Origin of the sequence: Paucibacter sp. JuS9, from assembly GCF_044043925.2 — a bacterium.
In the GTDB taxonomy this organism is placed as follows: domain Bacteria; phylum Pseudomonadota; class Gammaproteobacteria; order Burkholderiales; family Burkholderiaceae_C; genus JAUASW01.
Genome location: NZ_CP194172.1, coordinates 1163606 through 1180775, shown reverse-complemented (window position 1 = coordinate 1180775; position 17170 = coordinate 1163606). Strand labels below are relative to the sequence as shown.

Below are 17170 nucleotides of genomic sequence, written 5' to 3'. Positions count from 1 at the left end.
CCATGCTAGCAGGCAGGCTCGCCTGCGCGACTGCGCCAAAGCAAGGCCAGGCGCCGGCTGCGGCCCGGGGCTTCGACGCCAGGACAGGCGCGCTTCGCTGAAACGCAATGCTGCAGCGCACGAAAGCATGGAAGAAACTGCTACAGTCAGAATCAGGTAACTTGGTTACAGACCCGGTTGCCTCACTCCGCTTCACCTCAGCCGTCGAACACCATGCCCGCCAAGCCCGCTTCCAAGTCTTCGGCCGCCCCGGCCAAGAAGTCGTCCGCCGTCCACGCCAAGAACCAACCCTTGATGGATGACATCCGGCTCCTCGGTCGCATTCTTGGCGAAGTGATTCGTGAACAGGAAGGCCGCGAGGCCTACGAGCTGGTCGAGCGGGTGCGCAAGCTGGCCGTGGCTTTTCGCCTGAAGCGCGACGCGCAGGCCGGCAAGATCTTCGACAAGCTGCTCAAGGGCCTGTCGGGCGAGCAGACCGTCAGCGTGATCCGCGCTTTCAGCTATTTCTCGCATCTCGCGAACATCGCGGAAGACCGTCACCATGTGCGCCGCCGCGAGATCCATGAGCGTGCCGGCAGCACGCAGGCCGGTTCACTGGCTTACTGCCTGGAGCGCCTGCACGACGCTGGCGTGCGCCCCTCCGAAGTGGCCAAGACGCTCCAGCACGGCTTCATATCGCCGGTGCTGACCGCCCACCCGACCGAAGTCCAGCGCAAGAGCATCCTGGACGCCGAGCGCGCCATCGCCGAACTGGTGGGTCAGCGCGACGGCCTGCACACCGAACGCGAGAAGCGCGACAACGAGAACTTGATCCGCGCCCGCATCACCCAGCTCTGGCAGACGCGCATGCTGCGCTACTCCAAGCTGACGGTGGCGGATGAAATCGAAAACGCCCTCTCCTACTACCAGGCCACCTTCCTGCGCCAGATTCCCAAGCTCTACGCCGAGCTGGAAGAAGCGCTGCCGGGCCACGAGCTGAACAGCTTCCTGCGCATGGGCCACTGGATCGGCGGCGACCGCGACGGCAACCCGAACGTCACGGCCACCACACTGCGCCACGCCTTGAAGCGCCAGAGCGAAGTGGCGTTGCGCCACTACCTGACCGAGCTGCATGAACTCGGCGCCGAGTTGTCGATCTCGGCTCGCCTGGCCCATGTCACGCCGCAGATGCAGCTGCTCGCCGAGCGCAGCCCGGACCGCAACGAGCACCGCATGGACGAGCCCTATCGCCGTGCGCTGACCGGCATGTATGCCCGCCTGGCCGCTACCTTGCATGACCTGACCGGCACCGAGGCATTGCGCCACGCCGTGGCCCCGCAAGACGCCTATCTTTCGCCCGACGAGCTGCTGGCCGACCTGCGTGTGATCGAGGCTTCGCTGAGAAGCCATCACGCCGAGGCCCTGATTGCACCGCGCCTGCAGCCCCTGATGCGCGCCGTGCAGGTGTTCGGCTTCCACCTCGCCACTCTGGACCTGCGACAAAGCTCTGACCAGCACGAGGCTGTCATTGTCGAGTTGCTGGCCACGGCCAAGGTCTGCCCCAACTACAGCGCGCTGGACGAAGCCGGCCGCCGCGCGCTGCTGATTCAATTGCTGCAGGATGCGCGCCCGCTGCGGGTGATCGGTGGCGAGTACAGCGAGAAGTCGCTCGGTGAACTGGCCATCTTCGAAGCGGCCCGCGAAGCGCGCCAGCGCTTTGGCCGCGAGTCGATCCGGCACTACATCATTTCGCACACCGAGTCGGTCTCCGACCTGCTCGAAGTGATGCTGCTGCTGAAGGAAGCAGGACTCCTGCGCGGCACCCTGGACAGTGGCGCCGTGAACGACCTGATCGTCTCGCCCTTGTTCGAGACCATCGGCGACCTGCGCGAGGCGCCGGTGATCATGCGCGAGTTCTATGCGCTGCCGGGCATTGCCGAGCTGATCAAGCGCAGCGGCGCCGAGCAGGACATCATGCTCGGCTACTCCGACTCCAACAAGGACGGCGGCATGTTCACCAGCTCCTGGGAGCTGTACCGCGCCGAGATCGCGCTGGTGTCGTTGTTCGAGGAGCTGAAGAAGACCCAGCCGATCACCCTGCGACTGTTCCACGGTCGTGGCGGCACGGTGGGCCGTGGCGGCGGCCCGAGCTACCAGGCCATCCTGGCCCAGCCTCCCGGCACCGTGAACGGCCAGATCCGCCTGACCGAACAGGGCGAGGTGATCGCCTCCAAGTACGCCAACCCCGAGATCGGCCGCCGCAATCTCGAAACGCTGGTGGCTGCCACGCTGGAAGCGACGCTGCTGCATCCGACCAAGAGCGCGCCGAAGAGCTTCCTCGAAGCCGCCCAAGCCCTGAGCGACACCAGCTTCAAGGCCTACCGCGGCCTGGTCTACGACACGCCGGGCTTCGCCGACTACTTCTTCGCCGCCACGCCGATTCGCGAAATCGCCGAACTGAACATCGGCTCGCGCCCGGCCTCACGCAAGGCCACGCGCGCCATCGAAGACCTGCGCGCCATTCCCTGGGGCTTCAGCTGGGGCCAGTCGCGCATCGCCCTGCCCGGCTGGTGCGGCTTCGGTTCCGGCGTCGAGGCCTTCCTGGGCAGCGAGCCCAAGGAGCGGGCGCAAAACCTGGCCTTGCTCAAGCGCATGCACAAGCAATGGCCCTTCTTCAGCACCTTGCTGTCCAACCTTGACATGGTGCTGGCCAAGACCGACATCGGCATCGCGCAGCGCTATGTGGAGCTGGTGGAAGACAAGCGCCTGGGCAAGAAGATCTTCGCTGCCGTGCAGCGCGAGTTCGAACGCACGCAAGCGGCACTCGCCCTGATCACCGGCGAGAACAAGCGCCTGGCCGCCAACCCGGCCCTGGCCCGCTCGATCGAGCACCGCTTCCCCTACATCGACCCACTGAATCACCTGCAGGTCGAGCTGATGCGCCGCTACCGTGCGGTAGCACCGGAGAAGCGTGCCGAGGACCCGACGATGGAGCGCGTGCAGCGCGGCATCCATCTCTCGATCAACGGGATTGCGGCGGGGCTGCGGAATACCGGCTGAGGGCGGGCCATTGACGAGGACGCATCCGATACGCCTCTACTTCCCGCTGCGCACCGTGCCCAAGTAGATCTTCGGGTTCAGGCCCTGCGCAGCCAGACTCTCGCGCATGGCTGCCAGGTCATCCAACTGCGCGACGCTGCGCAGCCGTTGACGCAGCGCCGGCTGCAAGGCGCAGGAACCCAGATTCAGGCTCTCGACCTGTGCGTCGTTCAGGTCCCGGTGCTCGCGCGACCAGTACTGCAAGGCTTGCACTTCTTCATGCCGCTCCTGCCAGAGGCCCGCAGCGGTTTCCTGGTGGCGTGCAATCGACACTGCCACCATCTTGGCGAGCACGGGACTGAAAGGCTGGGAATAGAGGCGCTCGGCGACACCGGTGCAGGCAGCCTTGGCAGCGGTGGAGCTCGCTTCCCGGCAGCGCTCCACCAGCACGAAATAGCGGGTCTCGTCCAGCGTGTAGATGGCTGCCGTCGCGAGTTGCAAGGCAGCCGCAGACCTGAGCCCCGCTAGACCGTCCTCGGACATCAGCTGAAGCAAGGTCTGGTAATAGCGTTGCCGATGCGGCTCCTCCTGATTCGATGCCAGCGCCTGGTTCAAGAGCGGCAGCCACTGCGCCTCGGGCGCCGACTCCGGCAACAGGGACAGGCTCCACAGTTGCGCGTCCAGGTTCCAGGGCTCGAGCTGTAGCCAGCGCTGCAGGATCGTTGCGCACAGCGAGCTTTCTGACTTGCGACAGGCTTGCTGCGTCGCCAGGCGCGAAACATAGCCTTCATTGGCACCGAGCCCGGATTGCATCAGGCGCTTCGCACTGGCCAGGCGCTGCTGCGAACTCGCCACCGGACCACCGTGCAAGAGGTTCGTGGTATCCAGGTTGGCCAGAAGGAATTCTCTTGTCGCAATCGAGACTGCATCGCCGCGGGCCGACAACAGCGCCGCCCAGCTCTGCAGCAGCTCCTCAGCCGATTGAGCCAGCGCTTCAGTGGCGGGCCCACGAGGGCTTCCTTGCCGACCACCTTCGCCATGCGTGCGCAGAGCCTCGGCAACACGCGGCGGGCCCTGCTCGCACCAGGCGGCATCGTTCTTCGGATCGAGCAGCCAGGCCTTCTCGGCCGCGGCGCTGGCTGCAGCCTGGTCTGCTGCTGCACCCACTTGCGCGGCCAGGCCCCAGGGATTGATTGCGCCGCTCGCGGCCTCGTTCGCTGAAGATACCGCTGACGAGCCTGAAGACACACTGCTGACGCCGGGCCACAGACCGCCGGATGGGCGATCAAAGACAAGCAGTGCCAGCAGCCCAGTCGTCAACAGCAATGCTGCGCCGCCGAGCCACCAGCGGCGTCGAATCGACATCGCAGCGCCCTGCTTCTTGTGGCTTGTCATCTTAGGGTCAGCGCCGCATCGCATTGCGTATCGCGGCCCATTCGCCTTGCTCGGCGCGCTCGGCCATGCGGGTCAGGTCTTGCCTCAGCGAGTTGCAACTGAAGGATTGCATGATGTCCTTGCCCAACAGGGGCAAATGGCCGTCGCGCCACCTTTGAGCGGCCTTCAAGTCGACATCGGTGACAGCCAAGTCCTCGGCCGCAAGGCCCGTCGACGCGGCCAGCTTGAGGGCCAGGCGTTTATCCGACAGATCTGCACCGCCTTGCGACAGATTCCGAGCCAGGCGTCGACATTCCTCGCGGCGTTGCCCATCCTCCGAGGCCTTGCCCGAGCAGGCATCCCGCAAGGCCTTGTCACCCAGCATTTGCTCCATCGCCGAACCTGAAGGCAAGGCATCGACTTGCACGGCGAGGCCGAAGCGTTCGAATTCGTTCAGGTCACCGGCCATCTGCTGCACCTGCAAGCCCATGAGCCCGGTGTGCATCTCGAACCGAGAAGCAAGCGTCAGCCGACTCCAGGCCGCTGTCGCCGCGGCTTCGTCTTGACGCTGCCGAGCCGCGCGCCACACAGCAAGCCACGCGCGGCCGTTGTCAGGCTCCAGCGCCGCCCAGCCCTGCGCCGTGTAGGGCGAGCAATGAGCCGGAACAGCCGCCCGCTTGAAAGTTGCAAGGCGCGAGCTTTCGTCCTGGCATTGCAGATAGCGCAGGGCATAGGCTCGCGGATCACTGCGCAGCAGTGCCTCGGATGGCGGCACCGGATCGTTGGCAAGCACCTGGCCGGCCAGTTGTTCCAGCGCCGTGGGACGGGCGCGCAGACGCGCGGCGAGCCGCTGCTGCGTCTGCTGCACTTGCGCCAGAGCGGCTTCCTCGCTCTGGCTGAGGCGCTGGATGAGCGCCTTGAGTTCGCCGACGGAGCGCGGCAGTTGCATGCTCGGCTGGCCGCACAACGCCAGTTGGTCATTGGCAAGGTCGGCTGCGCTGGCCGCTGTCCATGGTGGATTCTGTGATCCAAGCGTCGACACCGCGTCGCCCGGCACTCCTGCTTGAGCGGGCTTTGCGCGCTCCACGGAAGCGCCATCGTCCGAAGGTACTTGAAGAAGCCACCCGGCGAGCAAGACCAGCAGCGCTATCGCCGAAGCGATCCAGGTGGCGACGCGGCGGCTCATCGCGACGCCCCTGCCGCGGCGGCCGAGGGCTTGCCAGGCTCCAACAGGCTGCGTCCATTGGCCTGCCGGAACTGCTTCGACAAGCTGGCCATGTCGGCCCCGGCGCGCTGCATCTCGGCCAGCAGCATGGGCCCTTCGCCCTCCAGCAGGCGGCCCAGGGTCTGACGTTCGAAGTCCTGGGCCGGCTTGCATTGGAAAGCCAGGATCATCGGTTCGACCGCGGAGGCCAATGCGTCGCTGGTGGCCCATTGGCGAGCTGCCTCGACTTGCCGTGATCGAGACTCCCAGTGCGGATCAAGCGGTGGCGATTGGCGGGCCAGGGCAAGAGTCAGGCTCCAGTTGAGCAAGCTGGGCTCGCGCAGGGCCCACAGCTTTCCTGCCATCGCGCGGCAACGCTGCGCATCGTTGCCTGCGCGGCAGTACCGGATCAAGGGCGCGAACTGCGGAACTTCGAGCGAGGTGCTGATGCCAAACAATGCCAGGTCGCGGGCCAGTCGACGGGGCCCGGGCGGCAACTCCGGCGGCAGCGACAGCAGCATTGACATCAACTCGGCCCGATGACTGTTGTCGTGCGTGGCCTGCATCACGCCGTTCAGCCAGGTTTCGGGCAGCGGCTGTTCGCTGGGGACGGCCGCCAGCCAGGCACTGAGGTTGCCTGGCTCCATCTGAGCCCAGCGCTGGCGTGGCAAGGTCTGGCTGCAGCCCATCCCCGGCAGGCACGGCCTCTGAGCGGCGAGCGCCAGCACGAAGCCGTCGCTGCTGCGCAGGGCTCGCTGGTTCAGGCGCTGGCTGGCGGCATTGCGCCGTTCCAGGTCCTCGCGTGCCAGCAGCGGATCCAGGAAATCGAGCGCTGCCAGCGAGCGCTCATCACCCCGCTGACGCAAGGCAATGATCCATCGACGCAGCCAGGCGTCATGCTCCCGGGCATCGGCATCCCATTGGCTGACCTCGTCACCCGGCAAGGCGCCGGGCTCCAGCTTCTGCAGCGCCGGCCCCATGCGTGCGCAATCGGCCTGGTCCAGTCGCTGCAGCTCCGCGGCATCAAGCACCAGCACATTGCTCGCGGCATCCGCCTGCAAGGTCGCCTCGTTCAGGAGCGCCCAGGCCTGGCCGCTGCTGGAGGCAGCGACGTCTTGTGTTTGAAACGTGCTCGGTCCTGTGGCGCCATCGAGTGAATGGCGCGTGGCCGGTTCGGCGCGACCGCGCAGCAGCCATAGCGCAAGGCAGGCCAGCACCAGCAGGGCCAGCCAGACCCAAGCCCGTCTCCCCAAACGCCGCAAGCTCAAGACCCGCTGGCCGCCAGCGCCTCGCGCACCGCGGCCACCTGGCGGCGCGAGACGGCCAGCCATTCATCGACCTGGGCGATCCGCACCGCCCAGCCTTCGGCCGCTTCGCCGCCCTCTTCTTCACCCGGCGCCATGGCATGCTTCTGCAGCTCGCGCACCGCGGCCTTGGCCACCAGGGCATTGCGATGCACGCGCAGGAAGCGCTCGCCCAGGCGCTGTTCGTAGTCCGACAGGCTGCCGTCCATCACCAGGCTCTGCGTGGCGGTGCGCAGCGTCAGGTACTTCAGTTCGGCCTTCAGGTAGAGCACCTCGCCCAGCGGAATGCGCAGCATGCGGCCGCGGTCGTTGACCACGATGACGCCGCCCTCCGCTGCCTCAAGCGCCGGCCGAACCTGCACCGCCGCACGTTCGCTCAGGCGCTGGGCCACGCGCGACAGCGCGGCCTGCAGGCGCTCGCGACGAACCGGCTTGGTGAGGTAGTCCATCGCGTCGAGTTCGAAGGCACGCAAGGCATGTTCGCCATGAGCGGTGACGAACACGATCGCCGGCATGGGTACGCCTTGCAAGGCACGGTCCCGCAAGACGTCGGCCAGATGCAGGCCATCGGGCCCAGGCATCTGCACGTCCAGCAGCACCAGATCGCAGGCATGGTCACGCAGCCAATGCTGGGCCTGCGTGGCAGAACCAGCCTCGGCCACCACCTCCGCCCTGGGCTCGGAGCAGGCCTCGACCAGGCCTCTGAGCCGCAACCGGGCCAGCGGTTCATCGTCAACGATCAGGACCTTGAGGGCTTCGCTCATGTCAGTGCATTCATCGAGGCAGGAGGATGCGTACCGTGAATCTGCCCGGCGCCGTGTCCAGCTCGAATCGGGCGGCCACATCATGCATCAGGCGCAGGCGCTGGCGCACATTGCGCAGCGCCAGACCGTGACCGGCTGTACGGGCCGGCGCACCAACGCTGTTGACTACCTTGATCTCGACCTCGGCACCGCGCAGCGCGGTGCTGATCAGCACTTCGCCACCGGTGTCATTGGGTTCCACGCCATGGCGGACAGCATTCTCGACGAGCGGCTGCAAGAGCAAGGGCGGCAGCTTGGCGCGGCCAGCCGCCGGCTCGAGCTCCCAGCGAACTCGCAGCCTGTCGCCAAAGCGCATCTGCTCGATGTCGAGGTAGCGGCGCGCCAGCTCAATCTCTTCGGTCAGGTTGACGGCCGCCTGGCTGTCAGCCAGCGCCACGCGAAAAAGCTCGCTCAGGTCTTCCAGCATCGCCTCGGCCTTGTTGGGTTCGATCTGCACCAGCGCAATGGCGCTGTTCAAGGTGTTGAAAAGGAAGTGCGGGCGGATGCGCGACTGCAGTTCCACCAGTTGCGCCAGCGCCGCCGCCGGTCGCTGCGAGCGCTCGCGCAGCTTGAGCCAGGCCAGCAGCATGACCGAGCCGGCCGCGCCTATCAAAGCCAGGCTGACGAGAACGGAAGACGGACACCGGCTCATCGCTGGCCAGGGCGAGGAACTGCCAGCCGGCGAGCGCGCAGCCGGCACCAAGAACACTGAGGCCGGCCCATTGCCAGCCTTCGGCGAGCCGGGCCAGCGGCCGCTTGGCTGCGCAGACCAGCAACAGCCACAGGAGCACGGCGGTCAGGCTCACGACCGTTCCGCTGGCCAGCAGCTCAACCCACTGGGCAAAGTTGCGAGCCGCCAGCGACAGGCCCAGGCCGAGCAGCACCTGCACACCCAGCACCGCGCGCAGCACAAGGCCGACATGGCAGACATCGAACATGCGCTCGGGATCGAACAGCGGTGCCAGGGTTTCGGGCTCTGGCGCCGTCGGCTCGAAGCCGAGGAGGCTGCTGAGGCCGGTGCTTTCTGACCATTCGCTGTCACGGGCTTGGCGCATGAGGCTCCAGTGGTGTCCCTTGAGGGGGTCGATAGAATTGCAAGCTCCTGCATTCTCCATCAGCGCCTGCCCGCGCTCGCCCTTCCGATGTCGTCCGACAACCAACTCGCCAACAAGTCCCAGGCCTGGTCCGCGCTGTTCTCCGAGCCGATGAGCGATCTGGTCAAGCGCTACACCGCCAGCGTGGACTTCGACAAGCGCCTCTGGCTGGCCGACATCACCGGCAGCCTGGCGCACGCCGAGATGCTCACTGCCCAAGGCATCCTGAGCGCCGAAGACCACGCCGCCATCCAGCGCGGAATGGCGCAGATCCGCAGCGAGATCGAGGCCGGCACCTTCGAATGGAAGCTGGACCTGGAAGACGTGCACCTGAACATCGAAGCCCGCCTGACCGAGCTGGTGGGCATTGCCGGCAAGCGGCTGCACACCGGGCGCAGCCGCAACGACCAGGTCGCCACCGATGTGCGCCTGTGGCTGCGCAGCGAAATCGACGAGTTGACGAAGCTCCTGACCGGTCTGCAGGTCGCCCTGGTTGACGTGGCGGAGAAGAATGCCGAGGTCATCCTGCCCGGCTTCACCCATCTGCAGGTGGCGCAGCCGGTGGCTTTCGGCCATCACCTGCTGGCCTATGTGGAGATGTTCGCCCGCGATGCCGAGCGCATGACGGACCTGCGCCGCCGCGTGAACCGCCTGCCCCTGGGCGCCGCCGCGCTGGCTGGCACCAGCTATCCGCTGGACCGCGAGCGCGTGGCAAGGACGCTGGGCATGGAAGGTGTTTGCCAGAACAGCCTGGACGCCGTGAGCGACCGCGACTTCGCGATCGAGTTCACCTCGGCCGCAACGCTCGTGATGGTGCACATCTCGCGCATGAGCGAAGAGCTGATCCTGTGGATGAGCCAGAGCTTCGGCTTCATCGACCTGGCAGACCGCTTCTGCACCGGCTCGTCGATCATGCCGCAGAAGAAGAACCCTGACGTGCCCGAGCTGGCGCGCGGCAAGACCGGCCGGGTGGTCGGCCACCTGATGGGCCTGATCACCCTGATGAAGGGCCAGCCCCTGGCCTACAACAAGGACAACCAGGAAGACAAGGAACCGCTGTTCGACACGGTGGACACGCTGCGCGACACGCTGCGCATCTTTGCCGAAATGATGGGCGGTCTGACCGTCAAGCCGGAAGCGATGGAGCGCGCCGCGCTGCGCGGCTATGCCACCGCCACCGACCTGGCCGACTACCTAGTCAAGAAGGGCCTGGCCTTCCGCGATGCGCACGAGATCGTGGCGCACGCGGTGAAGACGGCCATTGGCACTGGTGTGGATCTGTCACAGCTGCCGCTGGCCGAGCTGCAGAAGTTCGATGCGCGCATCGAGGCCGATGTGTTCGAGGTGCTGTCGCTGCGCGGCTCCTTGAACGCGCGCAACATCCTCGGGGGCACGGCGCCGGTGCAAGTGCGCGCGCAGGTGGCACGCCATCGCGAAAGGCTGTCGGCATGAGCCTCCTGACCTGGAGCGAATCGCTCGTCCTCAATCAGCCGCAGCTCGATCAGACCCATCACGAGATGGTCGACCTGATCAACGGCCTCGATGCCGCACTGGCCTCGGGCGCTGATCCTATGCCGGCCTTCCTGGCCCTGCTCGAGCACACCGAGGCGCATTTCGCGCTCGAGGAAGGCTGGATGGCCGCCACCGGCTTCGAGCCCGAGAACTGCCACAGCAGCCAGCACAAGATGGTCTTGAACGTCTTGCACGAGGTGCGCCGCTATGCGCTGGAGCTGAATAATCTGGAGCCGATGAAGATCATCGGCGGCGAACTGGCGCAGTGGCTGCCCGCCCACGCCGAGATGATGGACGCGGCCCTGGTCTTCCACATGAGCCAGGTCGGCTTTGACCCGACGACGGGCAAGATCGCTGTGCCGCAGGCCGAAGCCAGCCACGCGTGCAGTGGTGGCACTTGCGCCTGAATATCGCCTGAACATCGCCTGGGCATCGCCTGATCCGCGACCGCAACTGCTGACAAACCTCGTCAGCAGAGCGGCGCCACAATGCCGCCATGCAAGCTGCACCTTCCCTGCCCGAGCGCCTGATTGCGCACTTGGACATGGACGCCTTCTATGCCTCGGTGGAGCTCTTGCGCTACCCCGAGCTGAAGGGCCGGGCGGTGGTGATTGGCGGGCGGCGCGAGCATGCGCCCAGGACGCTTGCTGACGGTACTCGCGAATATTCCCTGCTGCGCGACTACACCGGCCGCGGCGTGGTGACGACATCGACCTACGCAGCGCGCGACCTCGGCGTGTTTTCGGCCATGGGCCTGATGAAGGCAGCCTTGCGCGCGCCGGACGCCATCCTCCTGCCCACCGATTTCGATTCCTACCGGCACTATTCGCGCCTGTTCAAGGCCGCCGTGGCCGAGATCGCGCCAGTGATCGAGGACCGCGGCATCGATGAAATCTATATCGACCTCACGGACGTGCCCGGCATCCGCGAGCCCGTGGGCCACGACCCGCTGGGCGGCGCCAAGGCGGTGGCACGCGAGATCAAGAATTCGGTCCTCAAGGCCACGGGGCTGACCTGCTCCATCGGCATCACGCCCAACAAGCTGCTCTCCAAGATCGCCTCCGAGCTCGAAAAGCCGGACGGCGTCACCGTGCTGACCATGGAAGATCTGGAGACGCGCATCTGGCCGCTCGCGGTTCGCAAGGTCAACGGCATCGGCCCGAAGGCTGCAGCCAAGCTGGCGGCTTTGGGCGTGGAGACGGTGGGAGACATTGCGGGCAAGACGCTGCCCTGGCTGGTGGAGAACTTCGGCAAGAGCTATGGCGCCTGGCTGCATGAAGCCTCGCATGGGCGAGACCGGCGGCCGGTCGTCACGTACAGCGAGCCCGTATCGATCAGCCGCGAAACCACCTTCGAGCGCGACCTGCATGCCAAGCAGGATCGCGCGCTGCTTGGCCGCATCTTCACGCAGCTGTGCGAGCAACTGGCAGGCGACCTGTTCTCGCAAGGGCTATTTGAGCCGCACCATCGGCATCAAGCTGCGCTTCGAAGGCTTTGTCACCGTGACACGCGACCTGACACTGGATCTGCCGATTGCCGATGCCGCCGCGATTCGCCACGCTGCCGGCCTGTGCCTGAAGCGCGTGGATCTCAGCAAGCGGCTGCGCCTGCTGGGCGTGCGCGCCGGCAATCTCTCTCACCCCGGAGATGCGCTGCGGGGCAGGCCTGCCCGCAAGGCCAAGCCGGCTGCGGCCAGCGAAACGCCGGACGCCGAATCACTGTCGTTGTTCGAGGACCTGCCGCTCTGAGGCATCACCCGACCGCTCGGCCGGCTGTTGCACGGAAGAACTGTGCCTGCAAGACCTCGGGGTCGTTGATGGTCCGCAGGCGCAGGTAGGCCTCCTGCGCTTCCGGATAGCGGCGTCGCAGATAGTGCAGCCACTGCTTGAGCCGGCCACCTTGGTGTTTGTGGCCCACATGCTGGCGCACCAGGCCCCAGAACTGCTCGATCAGGGGCATGAGCTGCGCCCAGCTGAGCGGAGCGTGCCCTGGGTTCATGATGGCCAGCGCCAAGCCGGGGTCAGCCACGATGCCTCTGCCCAGCATCAGGTCAGCACAGCCCGACTCGGCCTGGCATCTCAGCGCATCTTCGACATTCCAGATTTCGCCGTTGGCGACCACATTCACGGGCACGGCCTCGCGAACGGCGGCGATGCGGTCCCAATAGGCTGGCGGCTTGTAGCCATCGGCCTTGGTACGGCCGTGGACGACCAGCTCTTCGGCGCCCGCTTCGACCATGGCCTGCGCGCAATCGAGCGTGCGCGACTGGTCCATATAGCCCAGGCGCATCTTCACAGACAGCGGCATGGCCTCAGGCATCGCACGGCGCACGGCACTGACGATCTCGAAGATCAGCTCGGGCTCGTCCAGCAGCACCGCGCCGCCGCGATGACGGTTCACGCACTTGGCCGGGCAGCCGAAATTGAGGTCGATGCCGGCGGGCTTGAGCTCGGCCAGGCGCGCAGCGTTTTCCGCCATGCAGACCGGGTCGGAACCCAGCAGTTGCGCTCGCACCGGCACACCAGCCGGCGTGAGGCCGCCATTCAGCAGCTCGGGCACGATGCGGGTGAAGACCTTCTTGGGCATCAGCATGTCGGTGATGCGGATGAACTCCGACACGCAGCGGTCGATGCCGCCAACGCGCGTCAAGGTGTCTCGCAAGGTGTGGTCCAGCAAGCCTTCCATGGGCGCCAGCAAGATCATGTCTTCGCAAGCTCCAGCGTGATCAGGTAAAGGCGCAGGTCAAATTCCAGCTGCGCGTAGTCCGGCTCCATGTGCTGGCACAGCTGGTAGAAGGCCCTGTTGTGCTCCAGCTCGCGCAGATGCGCCAGCTCATGCACGACGATCATCTTGAGGAAGTTGGCCGGCGCCTCGCGGAACAGGCTGGCAATGCGGATCTCGCGGCGCATCTTGAGCTTGCTTCCCTGCACCTTGGGCGCGCGGGTATGCGTGCCCAACGCATGCTGGAGCACGCGCAACTTGGCGTCGTAATGCACCTTGTCCAGCGGCGGCGCATTGCGCAGATGCCGCTCCTTGAGCGACTGGCAATAGTCGAACAAGGCCTTGTCGCTGCGCACTTCATGCGGCTCACCGTGGCGCCTTGCCAGAGACTCGGCCAGGCGGCCTTCAGCGATCAGGCCTTGCACCTGCTGGATCAGCGCGGGCGGATAGCCGGCCAGGTATTTCAGCGCCGGGCTGTTGGGGAGGACGGGAGACATGAGGGACGGAGCGGGCATGATGGCGGCATGCCGATAGAGACAAAGCCAGAGGACTACGAGGTACGGATTGTCCCGCAGCAGCAGCAATGGCGCTGCGCAGCTGATCAAACCCTGCTCTTGAGCGCCCTGGCCGCAGGCTGGCGGCTGCCGCACTCCTGCCGCAACGGCACCTGCCGGGCCTGCATGGCGCAGTTGCTCGAAGGGCAGATCGAGTACCGGATCGAATGGCCGGGCCTCTCGGCCGAGGAGAAGGCCGCAGGGCAGATCCTGCCCTGCGTGGCCTGCCCGCGCAGCGATGTGGTGATCGAGGCGCCAGCGGCCCGGCCGCTCTGAGGGCTTACTTGCGCTTCATCACCAGCTTGGTCGCGCCCTGGTTCAGCGTCACCGATTGGGCCGCGCCCTCTTCCGCACTGAACTCCAGCGTTGCATCGACCACGGTCAGGTACATCAGGCGTGGCGTGGCTGCCTTCAGTTGGGCCGGTGCCTGGCTCTGAGCCTGCGTCCACAGCACGCCCTTATCGTCGACATAGATCCTCATCGAGAACTGCGGTGAGCTGTAGTCACCCACCAGTGCCTGGACCTGCGCCGGACTCAAGGCGATGGCAGCACGCTCGGCAGGCAGGTCGCCGCGACGGACCCAGCGGTCGCCCTCGCCTTCGCCGTCGTTGAACACCCGCATCGCGACGACCTTGCCCGATGCGTCACGTTCCAGCTTCATGTCACTGACCGAATCGGGAAAGCCGAAACGGTCCTCACCCATCGGCACCATGACCACGACGCCACTGCCGCTGCGCTGGCTCTGCAGCACGCCGTCCTTGACTCGCAAGGTACGGGTCTGCTTGTCGTCCAGGGCATAGAGCCCTTCGGCGGCCTGCAGCTGTTCAGTGGCTACAGCCACGGCCTTGCGTTCAGCAAACGGCTCGCCAATGGCAAAGGCAGCCAACTTGCGCCACAGGAGGTCGAGGTTCGGGCCTGCGCCATTGGTGTTGCGCACCATGGCGATGGTCACCTGGCTTTGCGGCAGATAGTTCAAGGTGGAAACAAAGCCGTGGATGCCGCCGCCATGCATCAGCACCGGCTGGCCACGCAGCTTGGCAGTCGTGATGCCAAAGCCGTAGTTGCGCGGCTTGGCTGCGCCCTCGGGGGTGATCATCCTTTGATAGCTGGCAGAGGAAATCAGCTTGCCGCCATGCAGCGCCTGGTTCCAGCGCCACAGCGATTCGACGTTGGCAATCAGCGCGCCCGCCGCATGCGGCTGGGTCATGCTGATCAGGCCCGCCGGCGTGACATCACCGCGTGCATTCGTGGTGTAGCCCTCGACCATGCCCTTGAAGAGCTGGTCGGGCGCCTGGTAGCGCACCATGCCCAGCTTGTTGGGCGCCAGCAGCGAGTCGTTCAGCTGCTGGTGCCAGGTCTTGCCCGAGACAGCCTCGATCACGGCGCCGACCAGCACATAGCCGGAGTTGTTGTAGGCCCATGCCTGGCCCGGTGCGAAGTCGACCGGCAGGTCCTTGAATTCCTTGATCAGCGCGGTGGTATCCAGGTCGCGCCGGATCGGCCCGTTCATGTAGCCGGGGATGCCGGTGTAGCTCTTCACGCCAGAGGTGTGATTGAGCAGTTGCAGCACCGTGATCTGCGCGCCATTGGGATAGTCGGGCAGGAACTTGGACAGCGGGTCGTCGAGCTTGACCTTGCCTTCGTCGATCAGCTTCAAGAGCGTGGCAGCAGCGAACTGCTTGGTCACCGAGCCGATGCGCAGCAGGTACTCCGGCTTCATCGGCACGCCCAGCTCGATGCTGGCCATGCCACGGGCGCCTTGGTAGAGCAACTGCTCACCGCGGGCCACCAGCACCGTCAGGCCGGGACCGTCGCCGAGCTTCTGCTCGCTCAGCAGCTTCTCGGCATAGGCCACCATCGCAGCGGGCGTGGCGGGCGTGCCGGCCTGGGCGGCGCCCAGCATGAGGCCCAGCAGCAGGGCGGCAGGTAGCGTCGGATTGCGCATGCGGTACTCCATGATGTGAAGCCGCGAAGCATCGCAGCGCTGCCCAATCAGGACAAGCCGGCGAGCGACAGGCTGCACGAAACGCGGCATGAGCTACAGATGCTCCACAGCATCTGTGGACAAGTCCGTGCACAGCCTGCGGGCGGCGGCGCCAAGTGCTTGATGCGCCGGGGAGTTTCTTGCTCTGCCACAGAATGAAGCAGCGCCGGTGAGCCTGGTTCGGGGCAGCCGATAATCGCCCGCAATGAACCCCAAGCCCAACAAAGACCCGCTGCACGGCCTCACGCTGGAGGCCATCGTGACCGAGCTGGTCGAGCACTTCGGTTGGGAGGAGCTCGGGCAGAGAATCGCGATCCGCTGCTTCCAGAGCGACCCGAGCGTGGCCTCGAGCCTCAAGTTCCTGCGCAAGACGCCGTGGGCGCGCGCCAAGGTGGAAAGCCTCTATCTCTTCATGCTGAGGGAGCGGGCACGCAACGCGCCCCGCTCCGCGCCTTGACGATTGCCTGAGGCTTGGCGAGCCGCCTTATCTGGCAGCTTCAGGCAGCTCGATCTTGACCTCGAGCACATCGAGGTCATCCTGGCGCTCCATGTGCACCTTGATGTCGGACGGATTGATCGACACGTACTTGGAGATCACAGCCACCAGCTCGCGCTGAAGCTGCGGCAGATAGTCGGGGCTCGCGCTGCGGCCGTTGCGCTCATGCGCGAGGATCAGCTGCAGCCGCTCCTTGGCCACGCTGGCGGTGTTCTTTTTCTCGCCGAGGAAAAAGGTCAGGAATCCCATGTCGCGACTCCCGATCAGCGGCCGAACAGGCGCTTGAAGAAGCCGGGCTTGTCGGCTTCGATGAAGCGCATCGGCTTTTCCTCGCCCAGGAAGCGCGAGACGACGTCAGCATAGGCCTCGGCCACTTCGCTGCCCTTCATGTGGATCGCCGGCGTGCCCTGATTGGACGCCTGCAGCACGATCTCGCTCTCCGGGATCACGCCGATCAGCGGGCAACGCAGGATCTCGTGGATGTCCTCCAGTGACAGCATCTGGCCACCTTCGACGCGGTTCGGGTTGTAGCGCGTGATCAGGAGGTGTTCCTTGATCGGCTCCTTGCCGTCGATGGCGCGCTTGGTCTTGCTGTTGAGCATGCCCAGGATGCGGTCGGAGTCGCGCACCGAGGAGACCTCGGGATTGGTCACCACCAGCGCTTCGTCAGCAAAGTGCATGGCCATCAGCGCGCCGGTCTCGATACCGGCCGGCGAGTCGCAGACGATGAAGTCGAACTCCATCTCCTTGAGCTCGTTGAGCACGCGCTCGACGCCTTCCTGCTTCAGCGCGTCCTTGTCGCGCGTTTGCGAGGCAGCGAGGATGTAGAGCTTCTCGAGCTGCTTGTCCTTGATCAGCGCCTGGCTCAGCTTGATCTCGTCGTTGATGACGTTGATCAGGTCATAGACCACGCGGCGCTCCACGCCCATGATCAGGTCGAGGTTGCGCAGGCCGACGTCGAAGTCGATCACTGCGGTCTTGTAGCCGCGCAGTGCAAGGCCGGTCGCAAAGCTGGCGCTGGTGGTGGTCTTGCCGACCCCGCCCTTGCCCGAGGTCACCACGACGATCTTGGTCATCGAATCAGGTCCTTCTTCAAAAACAAAAAC

At 65.8% G+C, this 17170-nt stretch carries 16 protein-coding genes and 1 pseudogene; 7 read left to right on the top strand and 10 right to left on the bottom strand.

Translation table 11 applies throughout. The annotated features are described in order from the left end of the window. The first annotated feature begins 213 nt into the window (after positions 1–213). The gene (gene ppc, locus ABT392_RS05180; protein WP_395386423.1) at positions 214–3039 is read left to right on the top strand and encodes a phosphoenolpyruvate carboxylase; all 2826 of its coding nucleotides are present in this window, start codon (positions 214–216) and stop codon (positions 3037–3039) included. A 36-nt stretch (positions 3040–3075) separates the two neighbouring features. Here the strand turns inward: ppc and ABT392_RS05175 are convergent, their stop codons facing one another. From ABT392_RS05175 to ABT392_RS05155, 5 genes are all read right to left on the bottom strand, one after another. Beyond that, positions 3076–4383 (bottom strand): hypothetical protein, encoded by a 1308-nt coding sequence (locus ABT392_RS05175; RefSeq protein WP_395386424.1) that lies wholly within the window; start codon positions 4381–4383, stop codon positions 3076–3078. Between the two features lie 37 nt (positions 4384–4420). Continuing rightward, on the bottom strand, positions 4421–5341 hold the full coding sequence (locus ABT392_RS05170) for a hypothetical protein (protein WP_395386425.1): 921 nt from the start codon (positions 5339–5341) through the stop codon (positions 4421–4423). 233 nt (positions 5342–5574) lie between these two features. After that, complete coding sequence (locus tag ABT392_RS05165) at positions 5575–6927, bottom strand: hypothetical protein (protein WP_395386426.1); 1353 nt, start codon at positions 6925–6927, stop codon at positions 5575–5577. Continuing rightward, positions 6861–7664, bottom strand: coding sequence for a LytR/AlgR family response regulator transcription factor (locus ABT392_RS05160; RefSeq protein WP_395386427.1), 804 nt, complete (start codon positions 7662–7664; stop codon positions 6861–6863). The genes ABT392_RS05165 and ABT392_RS05160 overlap by 67 nt, the downstream gene beginning before the upstream one ends. Before the next feature lie 10 nt (positions 7665–7674). Then, complete coding sequence (locus tag ABT392_RS05155; protein WP_464970922.1) at positions 7675–8292, bottom strand: sensor histidine kinase; 618 nt, start codon at positions 8290–8292, stop codon at positions 7675–7677. Here ABT392_RS05155 and ABT392_RS05150 point away from each other — a divergent pair. From ABT392_RS05150 to ABT392_RS05135, 4 genes and pseudogenes are all read left to right on the top strand, one after another. Beyond that, positions 8291–8731, top strand: coding sequence for a hypothetical protein (locus tag ABT392_RS05150; protein ID WP_464970921.1), 441 nt, complete (start codon positions 8291–8293; stop codon positions 8729–8731). The two genes, ABT392_RS05155 and ABT392_RS05150, sit on opposite strands and share 2 nt — an antisense overlap. 114 nt (positions 8732–8845) lie before the next feature. After that, a complete protein-coding gene (gene argH / locus ABT392_RS05145; RefSeq protein WP_395386428.1) occupies positions 8846–10249 on the top strand; it encodes an argininosuccinate lyase in 1404 nt (467 codons plus the stop codon). Next, entirely contained in the window at positions 10246–10716 is a 471-nt protein-coding gene (locus ABT392_RS05140; RefSeq protein ID WP_395386429.1) for a hemerythrin domain-containing protein, read from the top strand. Before argH ends, ABT392_RS05140 begins: the two co-directional genes overlap by 4 nt. 89 nt (positions 10717–10805) lie before the next feature. After that, positions 10806–12057: pseudogene (locus ABT392_RS05135) on the top strand (DNA polymerase Y family protein). Positions 12058–12061: 4 nt separating this feature from the next. On the opposite strand, the gene ABT392_RS05130 reads toward ABT392_RS05135, so the two are convergent. Further along, a complete protein-coding gene (locus ABT392_RS05130; RefSeq protein ID WP_334277295.1) occupies positions 12062–13012 on the bottom strand; it encodes a tRNA dihydrouridine synthase in 951 nt (316 codons plus the stop codon). Continuing rightward, positions 13009–13527 (bottom strand): YgjP-like metallopeptidase domain-containing protein, encoded by a 519-nt coding sequence (locus ABT392_RS05125; protein WP_395386431.1) that lies wholly within the window; start codon positions 13525–13527, stop codon positions 13009–13011. The genes ABT392_RS05130 and ABT392_RS05125 overlap by 4 nt, the downstream gene beginning before the upstream one ends. Positions 13528–13554: 27 nt before the next feature. Between ABT392_RS05125 and ABT392_RS05120 the strand changes: the two genes are divergently transcribed. Then, positions 13555–13860: a 2Fe-2S iron-sulfur cluster-binding protein gene (locus ABT392_RS05120; RefSeq protein ID WP_395386432.1), complete on the top strand. Its 306-nt coding sequence runs from the start codon at positions 13555–13557 to the stop codon at positions 13858–13860. 4 nt (positions 13861–13864) lie between these two features. On the opposite strand, the gene ABT392_RS05115 is transcribed toward ABT392_RS05120, so the two are convergent. After that, the gene (locus tag ABT392_RS05115) at positions 13865–15529 is read right to left on the bottom strand and encodes a serine hydrolase domain-containing protein (RefSeq protein ID WP_395386433.1); all 1665 of its coding nucleotides are present in this window, start codon (positions 15527–15529) and stop codon (positions 13865–13867) included. A gap of 244 nt (positions 15530–15773) precedes the next feature. Between ABT392_RS05115 and ABT392_RS05110 the strand changes: the two genes are divergently transcribed. Beyond that, positions 15774–16025: a VF530 family protein gene (locus ABT392_RS05110; protein ID WP_395386434.1), complete on the top strand. Its 252-nt coding sequence runs from the start codon at positions 15774–15776 to the stop codon at positions 16023–16025. 27 nt (positions 16026–16052) lie between these two features. On the opposite strand, the gene minE is transcribed toward ABT392_RS05110, so the two are convergent. Both minE and minD read right to left on the bottom strand, forming a co-directional pair. Continuing rightward, positions 16053–16313, bottom strand: a complete 261-nt coding sequence (gene minE, locus ABT392_RS05105) for a cell division topological specificity factor MinE (RefSeq protein ID WP_334277300.1) — start codon at positions 16311–16313, stop codon at positions 16053–16055. 14 nt (positions 16314–16327) lie between these two features. After that, complete coding sequence (gene minD, locus ABT392_RS05100) at positions 16328–17140, bottom strand: septum site-determining protein MinD (RefSeq protein ID WP_334277301.1); 813 nt, start codon at positions 17138–17140, stop codon at positions 16328–16330. Between the last annotated feature and the right edge of the window lie 30 nt (positions 17141–17170).